Genomic DNA, 18,621 nt, shown 5'->3' with positions numbered 1-18,621 from the left:
CGCAAGCATCGTCATGCCTTGCGACGTGCCGGTGCGTCATGGGCGACATAGTAATCGACATCGGCGGGCGGTAGCGGATCGCGCCCGCGCACCTTGTCGGCCATTTTCTCGGCGATCATGATCGTTGGTGCGTTGAGGTTGCCGGTGGCGATCACTGGCATGATCGAGGCATCGATGACGCGCAGCCCTTCGAGGCCATGTACCTGTCCCGCGCCGTCGACGACCGCTTGTTCGTCATTCTCGCTCCCCATCTTGCAGGTGCCGGCGGGATGGTAGGCGGTTTCGGCATGCTCACGCACGAATGCGTCGAGTTCCTCGTCGCTTTGGATATCCGGCCCCGGTGATATCTCGCGCCCGCGATATGCGTCCATCGTCGGCTGCTCGATGATCTCGCGCGTGATTCGAATCGCGTCGCGAAACTCCTGCCAGTCTTTTTCCTCGGACATGTAGTTGAACAGGATGCTGGGTGCGGCCTTGGGATCGCGCGATGTCAAACGGATGCGACCACGGCTCATGGAGCGCATGGAGCCGACGTGGGCCTGAAAGCCGTGAGCCTGCACCGCGCTCTTGCCGTTGTAGCTGATAGCGATCGGCAAGAAGTGGTACTGCAGGTTGGGCCATTCTTCCTCGTCGTTGGTCCGAATGAAGCCGGCTGCCTCGAACTGGTTGCTGGCGCCGACACCCTTGCCGAAGAAAAGCCATTCGGCACCGATCTTGGGCTGGTTGTACCACTTGAGCGCCGGATACAGCGAAATGGGCTTCTTGCATTCGTACTGGATGTACATTTCCAGGTGATCCTGGAGGTTTTCGCCGACGCCTGGCAGCGCGTGTACCACGGGAATGTCGAATTCCTTGAGGTGCTCGGGATTGCCCACGCCGGAGCGCTGCAGGATCTGCGGTGAGGCGATGGCACCCGCGCACAGCAACACCTCGCGACGTGCGCGAACACGCTGGGCCTGGCCCTTGCGCTCGTAGCTCACGCCGACGGCGCGCTTGCCCTCGAATTCGATGACATCAGTCGTGGCGTGCGTCTCGATCGTCAGGTTGGGGCGTTGCTTGGCGATATCCAGATAGCCACGCGCCGTGGAGGCACGGCGACCGTTCGGCGTCGTCGTGCGGTCCATGGGACCGAAGCCTTCCTGCTGGTAGCCATTGACGTCCTCGGTGGCCGGGTAGCCGGCCTCGATGCCCGCACGAATGAAGGCGCTGTAGAGCTCGTTGTTGCCTTCCTTGGGGGTGGCCACCGACACCGGGCCATCGCCGCCGTGGTAATCATTGGGCCCGATGTCGCGTGTCTCGGCACGCTTGAAGTAGGGCAGGCACTGCAGGTAGTTCCAGTCCTCCAGGCCCGGCGTCTTGGCCCAGTTATCGTAATCCAGCGCATTACCGCGCAGATAGCACATGCCGTTGATCAACGACGACCCGCCGAGTCCCTTGCCGCGACCGCATTCCATGCGGCGATTGTTCATGTGGGGTTCGGGATCGGTTTCGAAGGCCCAGTTGTAGCGCTTGCCCTGCAGCGGATACGCCAGCGCCGCCGGCATCTGCGTGCGAAAGTCGAAGCGATAGTCGGGACCGCCGGCCTCGAGCAGAAGTACTTGTACGTCGGGGTCTTCGGTGAGTCGCGTGGCGAGTACGTTACCGGCAGAGCCAGCACCGATGATGATGTAGTCGAATTCACGAGCCTGCGTCATGAGCGGGGCCCTCCTTGAACGTGGTCGAACGAATGACAGGATCAAGCGGTGTGGCCGGCCCGGGAGCCGGCCACCGACGCTGGATCAGAACACGGCGGGGAAGGGTCCCATTTCGATCTGGACCGACTTGATCTGCGTGTACTGATCAAGCGAGGACAGCCCGTTTTCACGGCCGATGCCAGATTCCTTGTAACCGCCCACCGGCATTTCCGCCGGGGAATCGCCCCAGGTATTGATCCAGCAGATACCGGCTTGCAGGCGATGGATGACGCGGTGCGCGCGGTTCAGGCTTTCGCTGAACAGGCCGGCGGCGAGACCGTAAGCGGTATCGTTGGAGCGCCGGATCACTTCTTCCTCATCGTCGAAGACCAGGATCGACATCACCGGGCCGAAGATTTCCTCGCGCACGATGCGCATGTCGTCGCGGCAATCGGTGAAGACCGTCGGCGCGGCCCACGCGCCCTGAGCCCAGTCTCCCTGGTCCCAGCGGCCACCGCCGACCAGCAGGCGCGCGCCTTCCTGAGCGCCGAGATCGATATAGCTCTGCACTTTTTCCTGGTGCTCGAAGCTGACCAGAGGACCGAAGTTGACCGCCGGATCGAGCGGGTCGCCGGCCTTGATGCGCTCCACGCGTTCTTTGATCTTGGCTTCGAAGTCCGCCTGCACCGAGCGCTGCACGAAGACGCGTGTGCCGTTGGTGCAAACTTGGCCGCTGGAGTAGAAGTTGGCCATCATCGCCGCGTCGGCGGCGCGTTCCAGGTCGGCGTCATCGAAGACGATCAACGGCGACTTGCCGCCCAGCTCCATGGTGACTTCCTTGAGTGTAGAACCCGCGGCGGCGGACATGACCTTCTTGCCGGTGCCGGCTTCACCGGTGAAGGTGATCTTGTCGATGTCGGCGTGGTTGGTGAGCATCTGCCCGACGCGTCCGTCACCCTGAACCACGTTGAAAACGCCGTCCGGTAGGCCGGCTTCGGTAAGAATTTCTGCCAGTTTCAGGGTGGTCAGCGGCGTGACCTCGCTGGGTTTGAAGACCACGGCGTTACCCGCCGCCAGTGCCGGTGCGGATTTCCAGCAGGCGATCTGAATGGGGTAGTTCCAGGCGCCGATGGCACCGATGACGCCCAGCGGTTCGCGACGCGTGTAGAAGAACGAATCCTCACGCAGCGGCACCTGAGTGCCTTCGATGGAAGGCGCCAGGTTGGCATAGTATTCCAGCGAGTCGGTGCCGGTGACGATGTCCACGGCTTGCGTTTCACTGATTGGCTTGCCGGTGTCCAGTGTTTCCAGGTGGGCCAGTTCGTCGTTACGTTCGCGCAGCAGCGCGACGGCACGATGCAGGATACGGCTGCGTTCCATGCCGTTCATTGCAGCCCATGTGCGCTGGCCTTCGCGGGCCGAGGCGACGGCACGGTCGACATCGTCCTGAGAGGCTTGTTGGATGCTGGCCAGCACGCTGCCATCGACCGGATTGATGGTGTCGAATGTCTCGCCGGATGTGGCGTCGACGAATCGACCGCCGATGTAGAGCTTTTGAGTCTCGAAAGTGGCCATGAGGTCCTCCCGCATTGTGAATGTGTCGTGAATGAAAAGTGTCGAGGCTTGGCGTCAGGCGTGAATCGGTGCTCGCGACGTGGCATGAGCAAGTTGCTCTTCCACATAGTCATAGGCCAGTTGTCGCGCTCGGTCGACATCGATGCCTTGTGGCGCGAGCGCGCCGCGTAACCAGAGCCCATCGATCATAGCGGCCAGGCCGCGTGCTGCCTGCTGTGCGTCGGACCTTGGCAGGCAGCGTTGAAAGTGGTGACAGATGTTCGAATACAGCCGCCGATCATTGACGCGTTGCAAGCGCTGAAGATCGGCACGGTGCATGCTGACCGACCAGAAAGCCAGCCAAGTCTTCATGACGATCTTGTTGACCTGGCTGCGGTCGAAGTTGCCGTCGATGATGGCATGCAGGTGTTCGCGTGGGGACTCGACATTGTCTCGGGTACGACGCTGTGCGACGGCGTTACCGAGATCCCAAAGAATCTGACGCATGGTCGATTCGAGCAGCCCGTCCTTGCCGCCGAAATAGTGGCTGATGATGCCCGCCGATACGCCGGCACGTTTGGCGATCCGCGCGATGGTGGCATCCGCTAGGCCGACGTCGTCGATGGCTTCCAGTGTCGCTTGGATCAGCTGGCGGCGGCGAATGGGTTGCATACCGAGCTTGGGCACCGAGCATTCTCCTTTGCTGACGTTCGGGTAGCTCGTTTGTGCACCTCATGAGCCACCCAGAGTCGAATCATTATGGAATGTTTTTATTGAACGTTCAATCAATAAAAAATCTGCTATCTTTCCATGGTAAATGAAATCCATAGTGGAAAAGAATCGCAGAATTCATTTAGCATAAGAAAACGTTATTGAATCGTCATTCAATTCCAACATCAACGCAAGGGAGAATTCCATGTCCAACAAGACCCCATTGATCGCGCTGCTGGGCAGTGCCACGTTGCTTTCGCCGCTGGCCATGGCCGACACGCCGGAGGAATGCCAGCCCGTGCGTTTCGCCGAAGTCGGCTGGACGGATATTACCGCCACTACCGCATTGACGCGTGAGGTGCTCGAAGGGTTGGGGTACGAAACGACCTCCGATACCGTTTCCGTACCCGTAGCCTACGCCGGCATGAAGAATGGCGACTTTGACGTATTCCTGGGCAACTGGATGCCGTCGATGGCGTCGATCAGCGACGAGTACATCGATAAAGGCCAGGTCGATCGACTGGGCGCGAACCTCGAGGGCGCCAAGTACACCTTGGCGGTACCGCAATACGTCTATGATGCCGGTGTCACCTCGGTCGAAGATCTGGATGATCATGCGGACCAGTTCGGTAGCCGTCTGTATGGCATCGAAGCGGGCAACGACGGCAACCAGATCATTCAGCAGATGATCGATGACGATGCCTTCGGCTTGGGCGACTGGGACCTGATCGACTCGTCCGAATCGGGCATGCTCGCCGAACTTAACTCCCGGACCCAGAGCGATGAATGGATGGTGTTCCTCGGTTGGGAACCGCACCCGATGAACACCAACTACGACATAGCCTATCTGAAAGATGCCGATGACTACTTCGGCCCTAATCTAGGCGGTGCCACTGTGTATACCAATACACGTGCCGATTACGCCGAGGCATGCGGCAACGTGGGCGAGTTGCTCAATAACTTGAGCTTTACTTTGTCCATGGAGAACAAAATCATGGGTGCGATCATGGATGACGGCGAAGATCCGCGCGATGCTGCCCGTGCTTGGCTCCAGGACAATCCGGGCGTGCTCGACGAGTGGCTCGATGGCGTGACCACCGTCGAGGGCGAGTCTGGCCTGGATGCCGTGAAGCGCGAGCTCGACATCGACGCCTAAGCGTCGCACCTTGTCACTGCCATGGGCTTGCCAAGCGGCAAGCCCATGTGCATAATTCGCCCCCGTCGCCAAGCTTCCTGCTATGCGATGTGTGGCTACGTAGCTCAGTTGGTTAGAGCACATCACTCATAATGATGGGGTCCCCTGTTCGAGTCAGGGCGTAGCCACCACTCCCATTCCGCAAGTCCCGCTAAATTTTCTGCTTGCTTAAGCAGACCCTCTGTGTTGATGAATCTCGGTGGTGTTTTGCTGTGCTTTGCGTTCCGCGGAGCGTGTTGCGTCTGTATATCCGTCGCATGGCGCGCTTGATGGGTGAGTCCCATCGCCGCCGTGAATTCGCCGGGGGAGGGATAATCGCCCTTGCGGCGCATCGTCGTCTTGTCCTGCGTCGCTAGGTGCCTGTTTCAATAGAAGAATGAGCGCGGGCTAAGGCGGCGATCTGGCAAACGAATTCACTTCCAGCCTTGACGCCCTCGAACTAATCCGTATACTACGCCGCGTGCTCCGGCATCGTTCCCCGATAGCTCAGTTGGTAGAGCAAATGACTGTTAATCATTGGGTCGCAGGTTCGAGTCCTGCTCGGGGAGCCAATACCGGATCGCGCTCGGCGATCCCCGATAGCTCAGTTGGTAGAGCAAATGACTGTTAATCATTGGGTCACAGGTTCGAGTCCTGTTCGGGGAGCCAACTTCCCGCCGAGTGACATCGCTGATATTCCCCGATAGCTCAGTTGGTAGAGCAAATGACTGTTAATCATTGGGTCACAGGTTCGAGTCCTGTTCGGGGAGCCAGGCGATATGTTGTACTTCACTAACGCGCATCGTTGACCGTCTCGGTCGTCCCTTCCTCGCGCGATATCCTATCTTTGTGCAGTGATCTCAATAAGCGTCGTATTTCTGGATGGTGGAAAAACTCCTCCAGTTGTTTCGCGCGCGTTTCTCCAATACCTGAATAACGCTGCCAGTCGGATGGTGCCCATCGTGTGAGCTCACGTATGTCGTGTTCTGCGAGTATCGCCTCAAGGGCGTCCTGCGGGATGGCGGGGAGCCCTAGTGCGCGCAGCCAGCGGCGAGGGGGACGCGTATCGGCCGCCGCGAAGTGAGTTTGCCAGTCACGGGCGGTCTTGGTGCCGATGCCGGGTAGTCTCTCCAGGGGTCGAGAATCTAGCGTGCGCCAGTCAAGTAGTCCCTCTATGAGCCCGGCGTCGACGAGTTGGCGCCATGTAGCGGGGCCGATGCCTTCGAAGTCCAGGCCGTTGTCGCTTCCCAGCCATTCGAGCCGAGCGAGGAATTGCTCGCGGCATTCCAGTGCCAGGCGTAGACATGACAGGCGGTCGTAACGGTCGGCATCCGGCGCCTCGACCGAAGGGCGCGGTCGCGTGCGTATGACCACGTCTTGGAGTTGGGGGATGGTCAGACCGGCCAGGCGCAGCCTGACTTGATCGCCGGGGCGCACGTCGATTTTGCGCCAATGCGGCAGTGAGCCAAGGCTCACGTGGGTGATGCGCTTGTCGCCAAGCATGACCGGCGTCAAGGTGGCAACGGCGGTGATGCGTCCGGTGCGACCCACCGTGAAGTCGAGGGCGTCGATGTGTGCGATCGCTTGCTGGGCGGGGTATTTCCAGGCCATGGCCCAGTCGGGTGGCGAGGCTTCCCATTCGTTTCCGTCGGGCCGGTCGCCACGCTTGACGACGATACCGTCGGTGGCGAAGGGCAAGGCATGGTCATACCAGTAGTCGCGCCACCGGGCGACGTCTTCCGGCGTAGTGACGGCGTGCGTGGTATCGGCGACCTCGTCGAATCCCCAGTCAACCAGCATGGCAAGACGCGCGGGCATGGTGGCTGGCCCGTTGGGCCAGGCCCAGACGTACAAGCCAATCTCCTCACCCTGGCGATCCGTCAGTGAATCGCGAGCCATCAGCCCGGCAACACGGGCGCGTGCGCCGTCGAGGCCATCACGGGATTGTGTGTGGGCGTCGCGGCGTGCATAGAGCTCGCCCTGCAAAATGACACGTGAGGGGGCCGTGTCGGGAAGCTGCAATGGGATTGCCGCGATGTGCGACGCCTTGGCAAGCCAGTCTTGTCCTTCGAGGCCATCGCCACGGCTGATGGCCGCCACCAGGTGCGATTTCCGGTACATGAGAGTGACGGCGACGCCGTCGACTTTGGGCTGTATCCACAGTGGATGGTTTGTCTGCTGGGTGATCCAGTGTGCCACAGCAGCTCGGTCGGAAAGCTTGTTCACACCGGTCTGCGGGATCGGTTGGCGTTGCGAGCCGCTCGGTTCATGCAAGGTGATGTGCGAGACGGTCAAGGAAGGAAAGCAGCGCGCCCAGCGGGCGAGTTGGCGCTTGGCGGAGTCGTAGGTGCCATCGTCGACCAGGCGCTGTCCTTGGTGATAGTAGGCTTGGTCCCAACGCGCGAGTTGGGCATTCAGCGCCTGGTAATCTTCTTGCAGTGTTTCGGGTGGCTGTTGAGGGCACGTCGACGCCGATGCGGGGGTGCCCATGGCGAGAACATAGGCAACGAGACCCTGCAGGAGCCAGCGTCTCGAGAAGTGAGGAATGCTACAGAGTAAAAGAGATAAGGCGCGGCGGGAAAAGCGGCAAAAGGCGAGCATGAAGTATTCATCGTTTCCAATGTTTAGATAAAGCTCATTTAACTGGAAACGATGAAAAAGGCCAACCCTTGCGACGAGTATTGCCGCCGGCAAATGCCGGCGGCATGATGTTTACCGCGTTTCTTTCAAGTGCGCATAGTCGAGCAGGATTTTCGCAGCTTCAATGACTTGTGCGCGATCGACAGGCTTGTCGTCCTCTTCCTTGTCTTCTGGATCGTCACTCTCACGGGCATCGGTCCATTCCTCGAGCTGATCGAGGCCCAGCGCCTTGCGGCGTTGATTCTCCAGCGAGAGTTGCTCGGCCTCCTGGGCCTCCATTTCCCGTTGGCGCTGCTCGCGGTTCAAGCTGATGCTGGTCCGTTGTTCCTTGAGTTGCTTGACCAGCGTGGCCTCGCGTTCGAGATAGACGAAGTTGGGGTCCTGCTTGGCGCGTTCGTCATGCTCCGCTTGCAGCGTATCCAGATAGCGTTGTGGCTCGCCGTATCGCCGGTATTGCACGGGACGTACCTTGTCCCAGGGCAGGGCGTTATCGAGTGCGCTTTCTCCGATTTCGTCCATGCCGATGAGGCTGGGGAAGGTGATGTCTGGTTCGACGCCGCGCAATTGGGTGCTCTCGCCCGTGATGCGGTAGAACTTGGCGCGGGTCAGCTTGATCTGACCATGGCTGAGGTCATTGAGCGTCTGCACGGTCCCCTTGCCGAAAGTCTGGTTGCCGACGACTAGGCCGCGGCCGTAATCCTGAATCGCGCCCGCGAAGATCTCTGAGGCAGACGCCGAAAGACGGTTGACCAGTACGGTCAGCGGCCCGTCGTAGTGGGCGCCACGGTCGGAGTCGCCGTAGAGGTTGATGCGGCCGCGGGCATCGCGTACCTGCACGGTAGGGCCCCGATCGATGAAGAGCCCGATCAGCGAGTTGGCTTCCTGTAGGGCGCCACCGCCGTTATTGCGCAGGTCCAGGACGATGCCTTCGACGTTTTCCTGCTTGAGTTTGTCGATTTCCTTGGCGACGTCACGCGTGCTGCTGCGGTAGTCGCTGTCACCGGCCTGCCAGGCATCGAAATCGACATAGAAGGTGGGCACGTCGATCACGCCGACCTTGTGATCCTTGCCATCGCGGGTCACGGTCACGACCTCGCTCTGGGCTGCCTGATCCTCGAGCTTGACGGTGTCGCGGGTGATGCGCACCGTGTGCGTGCGCGTCACGTCGACGGCTTTGGCGGGAATGACGTCGAGCCGCACGGTCGAGCCTTTGGGGCCACGAATCAGGTCGACGACCTCGTCGAGGCGCATGCCCACGACATTGACCATCTCGCCATCCTCGCCTTGTCCTACCGCAACGATACGATCGGCGGGCTCCAAGGCGTCACCCTTGTCGGCGGGACCGCCGGGCACCAGGCTGGATACCTTGACGTATTCGCCTTCGCTTTGCAGCAGCGCGCCGATGCCTTCGAGCGATAGCTTCATCTGGATATCGAAGGATTCGCTCTGACTGGGCGAAAGATATTCGGTATGCGGATCGACGGTGCCGGTGACGGCACTAAGGAACATCACCAGGACGTCTTCGGCGTTGGTCTGTTCGACGCGCGAGAGCTGGTTTTCGTAACGATCGCGCAGCGTCTTGACGATGTCCTCGGCGTTATCTTCCTCCGGGGCACTGAGAGATTGGGTCAGTGCGGCATTCTTGAGGCGCTTTTCCCAAAGTCGGTCGAGCGCGTCCTGCCCCTGGGCCCAGGATTCGTCTTCACGGTCCAGCGCCAGGCGCTCGTTGCCCTGATAATTGAAATCGCTGCCATCATCGAGACGCTCGATCATCCATTTCAGACGTGCCTCGAGACGTTCCTGGTAGCGTGCGTAGAGTTCGTAGACGCGTTCAAGCTTTCCCTCGTCGAGCGCCTCGTCGAAAGAAGAAGCGAGATCGTGGAAGTCCTTTACGTCACGCGATAGTAAGTAGGCGCGTTGGGGGTCCAGTACATCGAGGTAGCGCTGAAACGCTCTCGAAGACCACTCATCGTCCAGATTGATATCGGCGTAATGTCCATATCGCAGCGATTCAGCGACTTCCGTCGCTGCTTGCCGCTGTTCGTCGGTGGGTGCCGGGGCATCGGCCAATGCCGGGGCACAAACCACCAGCCACAGTGACAAGATCGCCGCGCGCCGAGCGGCTGCAAACAGGCTCATTAATCAAGCACTCCCGGTTTCATGTACACTCTCGTTCCCAGATTGCCGGTTCCTTGAGTTGAGTTTTCTCAGACCGGACTGGCATTGTAGCAGTCTGTATCATCCGTCACAGACACTTCTCCGAGGACGCCATGGCTCACGCCCCCACCCTTGATCGCTTGTTACATTTTCTCGAACGTTCCCCCACGCCTTGGCATGCCGTCGACAATATGGCCCGACGACTCGAGCAAGCGGGCTACCGTCGCCTCGAGGAAACCGAGACGTGGCAGTTGGCGCCCGGCGAACGTTTTTACGTTACCCGTAATGATTCGTCGTTGATCGCCATGCAGGTGCCGGAGGAGGGCCTAGGCGGGTTGCGCATGATCGGGGCGCATACCGATAGCCCGGGGCTGCGGCTCAAGCCCCAGCCAGTGGTCACCGGCAATGACTGGCTTCAATTGAGTGTCGAAGTCTACGGTGGGGCGTTGTTGGCACCTTGGTTCGACCGAGATTTGGGCCTGGCCGGGCGTGTCCATGTACGACGCGAGGATGGGCGACTGCAGGGCGTATTATTGCACGTTGATCGTCCCGTTGCGATCATCCCCAGCTTGGCGATTCATCTCGACCGCGAGGCGAATAATGGACGTGCGCTGAACGCTCAGACACAGATGCTGCCGGTCATGCTGCAGGGCGGTAGCGAGCCCGACCTGGAGAAATGGCTCAAGCGCTGGTTGTATGAGCAGCACGGCTTGGAAAACATCCAACTGATGGATTATGAACTCGCCCTCTACGACATGCAGCGGCCGTCGCGTGTGGGCGTCGAGGGCGAGCTGATCGCCAGCGCGCGCCTCGATAATCTACTGTCGTGCTTTATGGGTATCGAAGCGCTGTTGGCCAGCGATGGCCAGCAAGGCGCGGTATTCGTCGCCAACGACCATGAAGAAGTGGGGAGTGCCAGCGCCAGCGGTGCCCAGGGTCCGTTTCTGGGGGACGTGCTGCGCCGCGTGCATGCCCAGTTGGGCGAGGGAGGTGAAGAAGGTTGGGTGCGTCTGATTCAGGGCTCACGCATGATTTCTTGTGACAATGCCCACGCCCTGCACCCTAACTTCCCCGAAAAGCATGATGCCAATCATGGTCCGACGATCAACGGCGGCCCGGTGATCAAGGTCAACGCCAATCAGCGCTATGCCACCAATAGTGCCACGGCGGCGATGTTTCGAGATATCTGCCGCGAGGCGGGAGCGCCAGTCCAGACGTTCGTCACGCGTGCCGACATGGGATGTGGCAGCACCATCGGGCCGATTACCTCCACCGAACTCGGGGTGCCGACGCTGGATGTTGGAGTGCCGCAATGGGGGATGCACTCGATTCGCGAAACCGCCGGCAGCCGTGACGCCGACTATCTGATTCGTGCGTTGACGGCTTACGTCAATCGCGCCGAGTTGAGCTAGCCCGGGTACCGGCGTACGAAAAAGCCCGCCAACAAGGATGTTGGCGGGCTTTTGTATATCTTGGTGGCTACGCCCTGACTCGAACAGGGGACCCCATCATTATGAGTGATGTGCTCTAACCAACTGAGCTACGTAGCCGTTCAATGCGGGCGAATACTACGTGTAACTCCCTGATGTGTCAACTATTCATTGCCATCAAGCCGCCCGGCGACTCTTGGGTGCACTAGACGTTGAAACGGAAATGCACGACATCCCCATCGACGACGATGTACTCCTTGCCTTCCAGACGCCATTTTCCCGCATCCTTGGCGCCTTGCTCGCCGCCCAGTGTCACGAAGTCGTCATAGCCGACCACTTCGGCGCGGATGAAACCCTTCTGGAAGTCGGTATGGATCGCGCCAGCGGCTTCCGGGGCGGTGGCCCCGATAGGCGTGGTCCAGGCGCGGACTTCTTTGACTCCCGCGGTGAAATACGTCTGTAGGCCGAGCAGGGCGTAACCGGCGCGAATGACCCGGTCGAGGCCAGGTTCTTCCATGCCCATTTCCTCGAGGAAGGCGCTTCGCTCCTCTTCATCGAGCTCGGCGATCTCGGCTTCGATCTGGTTACATACTGGTACCACCACGGCGCCTTCCTCGGCTGCGATCGCATGAACGGTGTCGAGATAGGGATTGTTCTCGAAGCCGTCTTCGTTGACGTTGGCGATATACATGGTGGGTTTCAGGGTCAAGAAACCGAAGCTCTTGAGCTGGCGCTGCTCGTCGTCATCGAGGCCGAAACTACGTAGCGGCTGGCCCTCGGCCAGATGGGGCTGGATGCGGTCGAGGATGGCTTTGGTGGCCATGGCCTCCTTGTCGCCGCCCTTGACCACACGTGCGAGGCGTTGGATGGCGCGCTCTACGGTATCTAGATCGGCAAGCGCGAGTTCGAGATTGATGGTCTCGATGTCGGCGCGGGGGTCGACCTCATTGGCGACGTGGATGACATTGTCGTTATCGAAGCAACGCACCACATGCGCAATCGCCTGGGTCTCGCGGATATTGGCCAGGAACTGGTTGCCCAATCCTTCGCCTTTCGAGGCGCCTGCGACAAGGCCAGCGATGTCCACGAACTCCATGGTCGTCGGAATGACCTTCTGCGGTTTGACGATGGCCGCAAGCTTATCCAGACGCGGGTCCGGCATGGGGACGATGCCGACGTTGGGTTCGATGGTGCAGAAAGGAAAGTTTTCGGCGTCGATTCCCGACTTGGTCAAGGCATTGAACAGCGTGGATTTGCCGACATTGGGAAGGCCGACGATACCGCAATTGAAACCCATGGGATCTTCCTGAATCGTATGCGAAAGGGCGTGATGAACGTGGCCCGCATTCTACCGATGTGGCGGGTGTGGGGCTATGGGCGCGAGACGACTGCTGAAAAGAAGCCGTGCTTAGCCGTTGAAACCGTGTTTAGCCGTTGAAGCTATGCAAGCGATTCATGGCGCTTGCCCAGTCACCAGCGACAACATCGGGGAGCGTGCGCAGGCATTCCTCGATGGCGGCATCGATAGCAGTGCGTTCCGCCTTGCCGGGGCGTCCGAGGACATAGTTCGTCACTTGCTTGGCCGAGCCCGGATGGCCGATGCCAACGCGCAAGCGATGGAAGGATTTGTCGTTGCCCAAGGCACTGACGATGTCGCGTAAACCATTGTGGCCGCCATGGCCACCTCCGTGTTTGTAGCGTGCCGTACCCGGAGCGATATCGAGTTCGTCGTGGGCGACGAGAAGTTCGTCAGGGGATATCTTGAAGAACTGGCAAAGCGCGGCGACAGCCTTGCCGCTTCGATTCATGTAGGTACTGGGCACCAACAAATGAAGATCATGGCCAGCGTAATGGACCTTGGCATAATGCCCAAGGAATTTACGCTCGGCCCGTAGCGGGGTCAGGCTGTCGCGCGCCAGGGACTCAACGGCCCAGGCGCCCGCATTGTGTCGCGTGGCATCATATTCGGAGCCTGGATTGCCCAGGCCGATCAACGCTTTGACGTGACTCATGCGGGCCCCTAGAAAACCGATTACTCGGTTTTTTCGCCGTCTTCTGCGGCGGCGTCGTCACCGCCTTCTTCGTCTTCTTCGTCACCTTCGGTGCCGGTATCGGCACGCGTGACGCTAACCACGCCGAAGTCGTGCTCTTCGCCATGGCTCAGGGCGACCAGAGATACGCCTTCCGGCAGCGGCAGATCGGACAGGTGCAAGGTCTCGCCGAGTCCGAGGGATGCCACATCGACTTCCAGGTACTCGGGAAGCTTGCTGGGCAGGCAGCTGATCTCGACGTCGTTGGCCAGCACGTGTAGCACGCCGCCTTCTTCCTTGACGCCCTTGCACGCGTCTTCACCGTTGACGTGCAGCGGCACGTTCATGGTGATTTCGTGTGTAGCGTCGACACGCATGAAGTCGGCATGGGTCACCAACGCCTTGTACGGATGGCGCTGGATATCACGGATGATGACCTGCTCCGACTTGCCTTCGAGATCGATGTTGATCACAGACGAGAAAAAGGCTTCATCCTCGATGGCCTTGTAAAAGGCGGGCTTATCGAGGGTGATCGGCTGCGGCGTCTTGTCGCCACCGTAGATGATAGCGGCGACTTTCTGGTTCTCACGACGCAGGCGGCGGCTCGCACCTTTCCCCAGGTCGTGACGAACCTTGGCGGATAGAGTGAATTGGGACATTGATTGTCACCTCATAGGTTATGTAAGGAAAGCGGCACCGCCCGCGACCAGGCGATGCCGATTCCGTGAGGGCCTCGCGGCCCGCGTATCCGTGCACGCTCTCTGAGGCTTATTGCCTCAGTGGAACATGGCACTGACGGATTCTTCGTTACTGACGCGGCGAATGGCTTCCGCGATCAGCCCCGCGACCGAGAGCTGGCGAATGCGACCGCTGCGGGACGCTGTCTCGGAAAGCGGAATGGTATCGGCCACGACGAGTTCGTCAAGTACCGAGCCGACGATATTGTCGACGGCCGGTCCGGACAGGATAGGGTGCGTCGCATAGGCGACGACACGCCGAGCGCCGTGTCCTTTGAGTGCTTCGGCCGCCTTGCACAAGGTGCCGGCGGTATCGACCATGTCATCGACTACCACACAGGTGCGATCCTGAATTTCACCGATGATATGCATGACCTGGGCTTGGTTAGCCTGCGGACGACGTTTGTCGATGATCGCCAGATCGGCGTTGAGCTGTTTGGCGATGGCGCGTGCGCGGACGACGCCGCCAACATCGGGGGAGACCACGACGAGATCGTCGTAGTTCTGGCGTTCGATATCATCGAGCAGGATAGGCGAGCCGTAGACGTTGTCGACGGGGACGTCGAAAAAGCCCTGAATTTGATCGGCATGCAGATCCATGGTCATGACACGATCGACACCGGCCTTGACCATCATGTCGGCGACCAGCTTGGCCGAGATCGGTACGCGTGCGGAGCGCACTCGGCGATCCTGGCGGGCATACCCGAAATATGGTACGACGGCGGTGATTCGCGTAGCGGAAGCACGGCGCAGTGCATCCACCATGAGAATCAACTCCATCAGGTTGTCGTTGGTCGGTGCGCAGGTGGACTGCAATACGAAGACGTCCTTGCCGCGAACGTTTTCATTGATCTCGACCGCGATTTCACCATCGCTGAATTGACCGACGGTTGCATGGCCCAGCCGGTTGTCGAGGCTTTCGGCCACCTTGCGGGCGAGTTCGGGATTGGCATTTCCCGCGAACACCATCAATTTAGACACGCGCAGCCACCTTTGGAGTCTTGAGGGATCTCGGAGTGGGATTCGTCGGGCGCCCTGAGAAATTGGCTGGGGTACCAGGATTCGAACCTGGGAATGTCGGTACCAGAAACCGGTGCCTTACCACTTGGCTATACCCCAGCAACACATCGACTCGCTGTTTAGTGTGTCGTATTGCCCACATAGAACACGATGCCGATATCAGGCGTCCCCGTATTAGCTCATGAGCGACATTTTATCGTGAATGTCGAGAGCGTCGTGGAGGGGGGAGGTGTTGCAGCCGCGTGCCTTGAATGCATGCCAATGGCTATCAACACGGCGCAAAATCCTATCGGCTTGTTGCTCACTCGTCAAGGGACAGAATAGACAGCTTCCTGTCCCCGTCAGCATGGCTGGGCCGAAAGCCGATAACCAGTCGAGCGCTTGCGCGACCTTCGGCGACAAGCGTTTTACCGCAGCTTCGCAGTCATTGCGCCAGGCGCGCCCCTGTTCGGCTTCCCCTCGCAGTGCGCGCGCCATACTAATGGGCGGGGTGTTGCGTGTCAATTCGGGGTGGCCGAACACGGCAGGCGTTGATATTTCTTCCCCGGGGTGAAGAACCACGAACCACGGGGTTTCGAGCGTCACTGGCGTCAGGCGTTCGCCAATGCCTTCGGCCCAGGCACTCCGGCCGTATACGAAGACTGGTACATCGGCACCCAGCGAAAGACCCAGTTCGGCCAGGCGGGGAAGACCCAGCGAGAGTGACCAGAGGCGATCGAGCGCGAGCAGGGTGGTGGCCGCATCCGAGCTCCCGCCGCCCAAGCCGCCACCCAAAGGGAGACGTTTTTCCAGGTGGATGTCCGCGCCTAGCGATGTGCCGCTTGCATGCTGCAGCAGGCGTGCGGCGCGCACGATGAGGTTGGCCTCGTGATCGACGCCAGCCATTGCGGATCGCAGCTGGATGGCGCCATCTTCGCGTGGCACGAAGTGCAACGTATCGCCGCGGTCGAGGATTTGGAACAGCGTCTGCAGTTCGTGATAACCGTCGGCACGGCGGCCGACGATATGCAGCATGCGGTTGAGCTTGGCGGGGGCAGGCAAGCTGAGTCGTGCATTCATGAGTCGGACACGGCATCCCATTGATTGACGACGAGCGTGGCACGCAGGTCGCCGTAGGTCATGACCAGTCGGCGTGGCAGCCAAAGGTCGTCGGCACGCGTCCAGTCACGGTACTCGATTGTCCAGCCAAGTTGTTGCAGGCGCTGGGGAAAGCCCAGGTCGTCATGCTCTAGGCGCTCGCTGGCGTCGGGGGTAGGCAGGCCGCGAACCCAGAAATCGAGTGCGGAAATGGGCAACGACCAGCCTAGTTGTTGTTCCATCAAGGCTTCCGGTGTCTCGGCATCGAAGCGCCCTTCACCGTTGGTCAATGTAACTTTCCCGGGTGCTCCTTTCAGTAGGGTGCGGCCAGCCCCGAAAGGGCCGCTGATCAGGATGCGATAGGTGTCGGGGCGCTGCTGCCAGTCGATATTGGCGCTTTCGGAGCCTTCATTGGTGCGTAACCCGACCTTGCCAGCGAGACTCCAGGCTTCCAGTGCTTGCAGGCGCTCGGCTTGAGCGTCCCAATCGCCACGCTCACGGGCTTGGTCGGGCCCCGGAGTTTGACTGGCACAACCCGCCAACATGGCGATGAGTAGCAGGCTGAGCCAGGCGCGAGGTGCGGCGTAGCCATGGCGAAGGCGTAATGAGAGAGAGCGGATCATGAGCTGGCTTCCGTGTCGCGAGTAGATTCCGGGTCGACGTTGCTGCTTGCATCATTCTCGTTGGCCGGGGCGAGTTCGGGGTGTCGGCGCAGTAAGTCATCGATGAGCGGATGCGGAGAAAAGCGCTGTAACGCCTCCTCTACCAGGGCGCGCGCCTGGTCATCGCGTCCGGTGGCGGCGAGTACCTCGGCGAGGTGGGCGGCCACTTCCTGATCAGGCTGGCCGCGATAGGCCTCACGTAAATAAGGCAGCGCTTCTTGCGCGCGGTCGAGATGAAAATAGACCCAGCCGAGACTATCGAGGATGGCGGGACTATCGGGCTCGAGGCGGTGAGCCTTTTCGATCAGCGGCAAGGCCTCCTGATGGCGGCCCATGTCGTTGCTCAGCGTATAGCCGAGGGCATTGAGTGCTTCGGCGTTATCGGGTTCGCGTTCGATGATCGTACGCAGCTCGGCTTCCATGGTGTCAAGATTGCCTTGGTGATAAGCGCGCATGGCATGCTGGAAGCGTAGCTCGGTAACCTCGGGCGTCTTGGCGATGGCGTCGTCAAGCAGTTCGTCGGCGCGTGCGCGCTGGCCTTGGGCATCGAGCACGTCGAGCTCGAGACGTAGTAGGGCGACGCGTTGATCGGGATGGCGAAGACGTTCGATGCGTAAAAACGCGCTGGCGTCTTGTGCTCGATCCGCGCCGACCAGCATTTTGGCGGCCTGCGCGCGTGCCTCGATGAAACCCTCGCCGCTGGGTACCTGACGATAATAAAGCAGGGCGTTGTCGATTTCGCCGGCTTGCTCGGCGATGCTGCCCAGCATCAGATAGGCGGCCGTAGGCGTATCGTCGCGGTCGAGCAGAGGAAGGAGAATGCGCCTGGCGCCATCGGGATGCGCGGCGTCGAGATACAGTTGGGCAAGCGCCAAACGAAGCGACGCCGTGTCATCATGGCGAGCCAACAAGCGCTCGACATCCTCGTCGGCGGCTTCGATATCGCCATCGGCGAGGCGAGCCTGCGCCTGAGTCAGGAGCAGGCGGCTGTCGCCGGGAAAGCGTTCGAGCCCTTGGCGGGCATAGCGCCGAGCATCGTCCAGGTTGCCATTGTGCAGCGCGATCATGCTGCGCGTCAGCCATACTTCGACGGGTGCCTCTGCTGTATCGGTCAGGTGTGCGAGTCGAGCATCGGCGGCTTCGGTATCACCGTTCGCTGCCTCGAGCTGTGCGGTCGCTAGCTGGGCATCAAGGTGATCGGGGTGACGCTCGACGAAATCATGCAGAGGTGCCAGTAGCGGCGTGATGTCGGCATCCTGCTCGATGGCGAGCTCGGCTAGCGCGGCTAGATCCGCCTCGGGCTCCTGGTCGGCAATGCGCAAGCGCTGGGCCAGGGCGGTTTCCCAATCACCACGCTGTACCGCGAGGCTGGCGAGAACGTGGCGCGGCGTGGTGGCGTCGTTATCGAGCTGTTGCCAGCGCAGTGCAGCGCGTTCGAGCAGGGCGCTGTCGTCAGCGTAGCGCGCCGCGAGGGTGGCGCGCTCTGCGAGGGCGGGTGATGCATAGCGTTCGTTGACATCAAGATAGCCCTCGGCGGCGCGCCGGTAATCGCCGCGCTGTCCCGCGAATTCGGCAAGCAGCAACGATGAAAGGCCATCGGCATCGAAGCCGCTGGTCACCGGTGGCGCGTTTTCCATGGGGTCATCAAGCGGGATGGCGTTGGGCGTTGTCGGAGCGTTTTGGCAGCCCGCCACCAGCAACGCTAGGACGGAGGCCAGGGTCAAGCGTATGCGCATGCCATCCTCGAATGTGCGTT

14 protein-coding genes and 6 tRNA genes are annotated in these 18,621 nt (G+C 60.5%); 6 read left to right on the top strand and 14 right to left on the bottom strand.

The window, feature by feature from the left end; translation table 11 throughout:
* Positions 1 to 11 precede the first annotated feature (11 nt).
* From betA to betI, 3 genes are all read right to left on the bottom strand, one after another.
* Entirely contained in the window at positions 12 to 1,694 is a 1,683-nt protein-coding gene (gene betA, locus L1075_RS00700) for a choline dehydrogenase (protein ID WP_246939144.1), read from the bottom strand.
* Between the two features lie 84 nt (positions 1,695 to 1,778).
* Positions 1,779 to 3,248, bottom strand: coding sequence for a betaine-aldehyde dehydrogenase (gene betB / locus L1075_RS00695; protein WP_246939142.1), 1,470 nt, complete (start codon positions 3,246 to 3,248; stop codon positions 1,779 to 1,781).
* Between the two features lie 54 nt (positions 3,249 to 3,302).
* On the bottom strand, positions 3,303 to 3,914 hold the full coding sequence (gene betI, locus L1075_RS00690) for a transcriptional regulator BetI (RefSeq protein ID WP_246894840.1): 612 nt from the start codon (positions 3,912 to 3,914) through the stop codon (positions 3,303 to 3,305).
* A 229-nt stretch (positions 3,915 to 4,143) separates the two neighbouring features.
* On the opposite strand from betI, the gene L1075_RS00685 reads away from it, so the two are divergent.
* The 5 genes from L1075_RS00685 to L1075_RS00665 all read left to right on the top strand — a co-directional run bounded on the left by L1075_RS00685 (position 4,144) and on the right by L1075_RS00665 (position 5,885).
* The gene (locus L1075_RS00685) at positions 4,144 to 5,094 is read left to right on the top strand and encodes a choline ABC transporter substrate-binding protein (RefSeq protein WP_040243772.1); all 951 of its coding nucleotides are present in this window, start codon (positions 4,144 to 4,146) and stop codon (positions 5,092 to 5,094) included.
* A gap of 93 nt (positions 5,095 to 5,187) precedes the next feature.
* Positions 5,188 to 5,264 (top strand) — tRNA-Met (locus L1075_RS00680).
* A 344-nt stretch (positions 5,265 to 5,608) separates the two neighbouring features.
* Positions 5,609 to 5,684, top strand: a tRNA-Asn gene (locus tag L1075_RS00675).
* A 21-nt stretch (positions 5,685 to 5,705) separates the two neighbouring features.
* Positions 5,706 to 5,781: transfer RNA gene (locus L1075_RS00670), tRNA-Asn, on the top strand.
* Between the two features lie 28 nt (positions 5,782 to 5,809).
* A tRNA-Asn gene (locus L1075_RS00665) sits at positions 5,810 to 5,885 on the top strand.
* Positions 5,886 to 5,904: 19 nt separating this feature from the next.
* On the opposite strand, the gene ligB is transcribed toward L1075_RS00665, so the two are convergent.
* On the bottom strand, positions 5,905 to 7,602 hold the full coding sequence (ligB, locus tag L1075_RS00660) for an NAD-dependent DNA ligase LigB (protein WP_246939140.1): 1,698 nt from the start codon (positions 7,600 to 7,602) through the stop codon (positions 5,905 to 5,907).
* Positions 7,603 to 7,824: 222 nt separating this feature from the next.
* Positions 7,825 to 9,891 (bottom strand): carboxy terminal-processing peptidase, encoded by a 2,067-nt coding sequence (locus tag L1075_RS00655; protein WP_246939138.1) that lies wholly within the window; start codon positions 9,889 to 9,891, stop codon positions 7,825 to 7,827.
* Between the two features lie 131 nt (positions 9,892 to 10,022).
* On the opposite strand from L1075_RS00655, the gene L1075_RS00650 reads away from it, so the two are divergent.
* Positions 10,023 to 11,321, top strand: coding sequence for a M18 family aminopeptidase (locus L1075_RS00650; protein WP_246894843.1), 1,299 nt, complete (start codon positions 10,023 to 10,025; stop codon positions 11,319 to 11,321).
* Between the two features lie 61 nt (positions 11,322 to 11,382).
* On the opposite strand, the gene L1075_RS00645 is transcribed toward L1075_RS00650, so the two are convergent.
* The 9 genes from L1075_RS00645 to L1075_RS00605 form a co-directional block, all read right to left on the bottom strand.
* Positions 11,383 to 11,459, bottom strand: a tRNA-Met gene (locus L1075_RS00645).
* Positions 11,460 to 11,544: 85 nt separating this feature from the next.
* A complete protein-coding gene (gene ychF / locus L1075_RS00640; RefSeq protein ID WP_040243768.1) occupies positions 11,545 to 12,636 on the bottom strand; it encodes a redox-regulated ATPase YchF in 1,092 nt (363 codons plus the stop codon).
* A 130-nt stretch (positions 12,637 to 12,766) separates the two neighbouring features.
* A complete protein-coding gene (gene pth, locus L1075_RS00635; protein WP_040243766.1) occupies positions 12,767 to 13,351 on the bottom strand; it encodes an aminoacyl-tRNA hydrolase in 585 nt (194 codons plus the stop codon).
* A gap of 20 nt (positions 13,352 to 13,371) precedes the next feature.
* Positions 13,372 to 14,028, bottom strand: coding sequence for a 50S ribosomal protein L25/general stress protein Ctc (locus L1075_RS00630; RefSeq protein ID WP_040243765.1), 657 nt, complete (start codon positions 14,026 to 14,028; stop codon positions 13,372 to 13,374).
* Between the two features lie 117 nt (positions 14,029 to 14,145).
* Positions 14,146 to 15,087: a ribose-phosphate pyrophosphokinase gene (locus L1075_RS00625; protein ID WP_175575845.1), complete on the bottom strand. Its 942-nt coding sequence runs from the start codon at positions 15,085 to 15,087 to the stop codon at positions 14,146 to 14,148.
* Positions 15,088 to 15,150: 63 nt separating this feature from the next.
* Positions 15,151 to 15,225 (bottom strand) — tRNA-Gln (locus L1075_RS00620).
* Positions 15,226 to 15,300: 75 nt separating this feature from the next.
* Positions 15,301 to 16,185 (bottom strand): 4-(cytidine 5'-diphospho)-2-C-methyl-D-erythritol kinase, encoded by an 885-nt coding sequence (gene ispE / locus L1075_RS00615; protein ID WP_040243762.1) that lies wholly within the window; start codon positions 16,183 to 16,185, stop codon positions 15,301 to 15,303.
* Positions 16,182 to 16,826: a lipoprotein insertase outer membrane protein LolB gene (gene lolB, locus L1075_RS00610; RefSeq protein ID WP_040243760.1), complete on the bottom strand. Its 645-nt coding sequence runs from the start codon at positions 16,824 to 16,826 to the stop codon at positions 16,182 to 16,184. The genes ispE and lolB overlap by 4 nt, the downstream gene beginning before the upstream one ends.
* Complete coding sequence (locus tag L1075_RS00605; protein WP_082021358.1) at positions 16,823 to 18,601, bottom strand: tetratricopeptide repeat protein; 1,779 nt, start codon at positions 18,599 to 18,601, stop codon at positions 16,823 to 16,825. Before L1075_RS00605 ends, lolB begins: the two co-directional genes overlap by 4 nt.
* Positions 18,602 to 18,621: the final 20 nt, after the last annotated feature.

Source organism: Chromohalobacter beijerinckii (assembly GCF_023061185.1).
Taxonomy (GTDB): domain Bacteria; phylum Pseudomonadota; class Gammaproteobacteria; order Pseudomonadales; family Halomonadaceae; genus Chromohalobacter; species Chromohalobacter beijerinckii.
The sequence above is the reverse complement of the archived record's forward strand: the minus strand, read 5'-3'. Positions and strand labels throughout refer to the sequence as shown.

Coding starts and splice junctions, on each gene's coding strand:
- betB (WP_246939142.1), bottom strand. CDS start 3,248: ATGGCCACTTTCGAGACTCAAAAGCTCTACATCGGCGGTCGATTCGTC.
- lolB (WP_040243760.1), bottom strand. CDS start 16,826: ATGATCCGCTCTCTCTCATTACGCCTTCGCCATGGCTACGCCGCACCT.
- ispE (WP_040243762.1), bottom strand. CDS start 16,185: ATGAATGCACGACTCAGCTTGCCTGCCCCCGCCAAGCTCAACCGCATG.
- ychF (WP_040243768.1), bottom strand. CDS start 12,636: ATGGGTTTCAATTGCGGTATCGTCGGCCTTCCCAATGTCGGCAAATCC.
- L1075_RS00685 (WP_040243772.1), top strand. CDS start 4,144: ATGTCCAACAAGACCCCATTGATCGCGCTGCTGGGCAGTGCCACGTTG.
- pth (WP_040243766.1), bottom strand. CDS start 13,351: ATGAGTCACGTCAAAGCGTTGATCGGCCTGGGCAATCCAGGCTCCGAA.
- L1075_RS00605 (WP_082021358.1), bottom strand. CDS start 18,601: ATGCGCATACGCTTGACCCTGGCCTCCGTCCTAGCGTTGCTGGTGGCG.
- L1075_RS00655 (WP_246939138.1), bottom strand. CDS start 9,891: ATGAGCCTGTTTGCAGCCGCTCGGCGCGCGGCGATCTTGTCACTGTGG.
- L1075_RS00650 (WP_246894843.1), top strand. CDS start 10,023: ATGGCTCACGCCCCCACCCTTGATCGCTTGTTACATTTTCTCGAACGT.
- betA (WP_246939144.1), bottom strand. CDS start 1,694: ATGACGCAGGCTCGTGAATTCGACTACATCATCATCGGTGCTGGCTCT.
- ligB (WP_246939140.1), bottom strand. CDS start 7,602: ATGGGCACCCCCGCATCGGCGTCGACGTGCCCTCAACAGCCACCCGAA.
- L1075_RS00630 (WP_040243765.1), bottom strand. CDS start 14,028: ATGTCCCAATTCACTCTATCCGCCAAGGTTCGTCACGACCTGGGGAAA.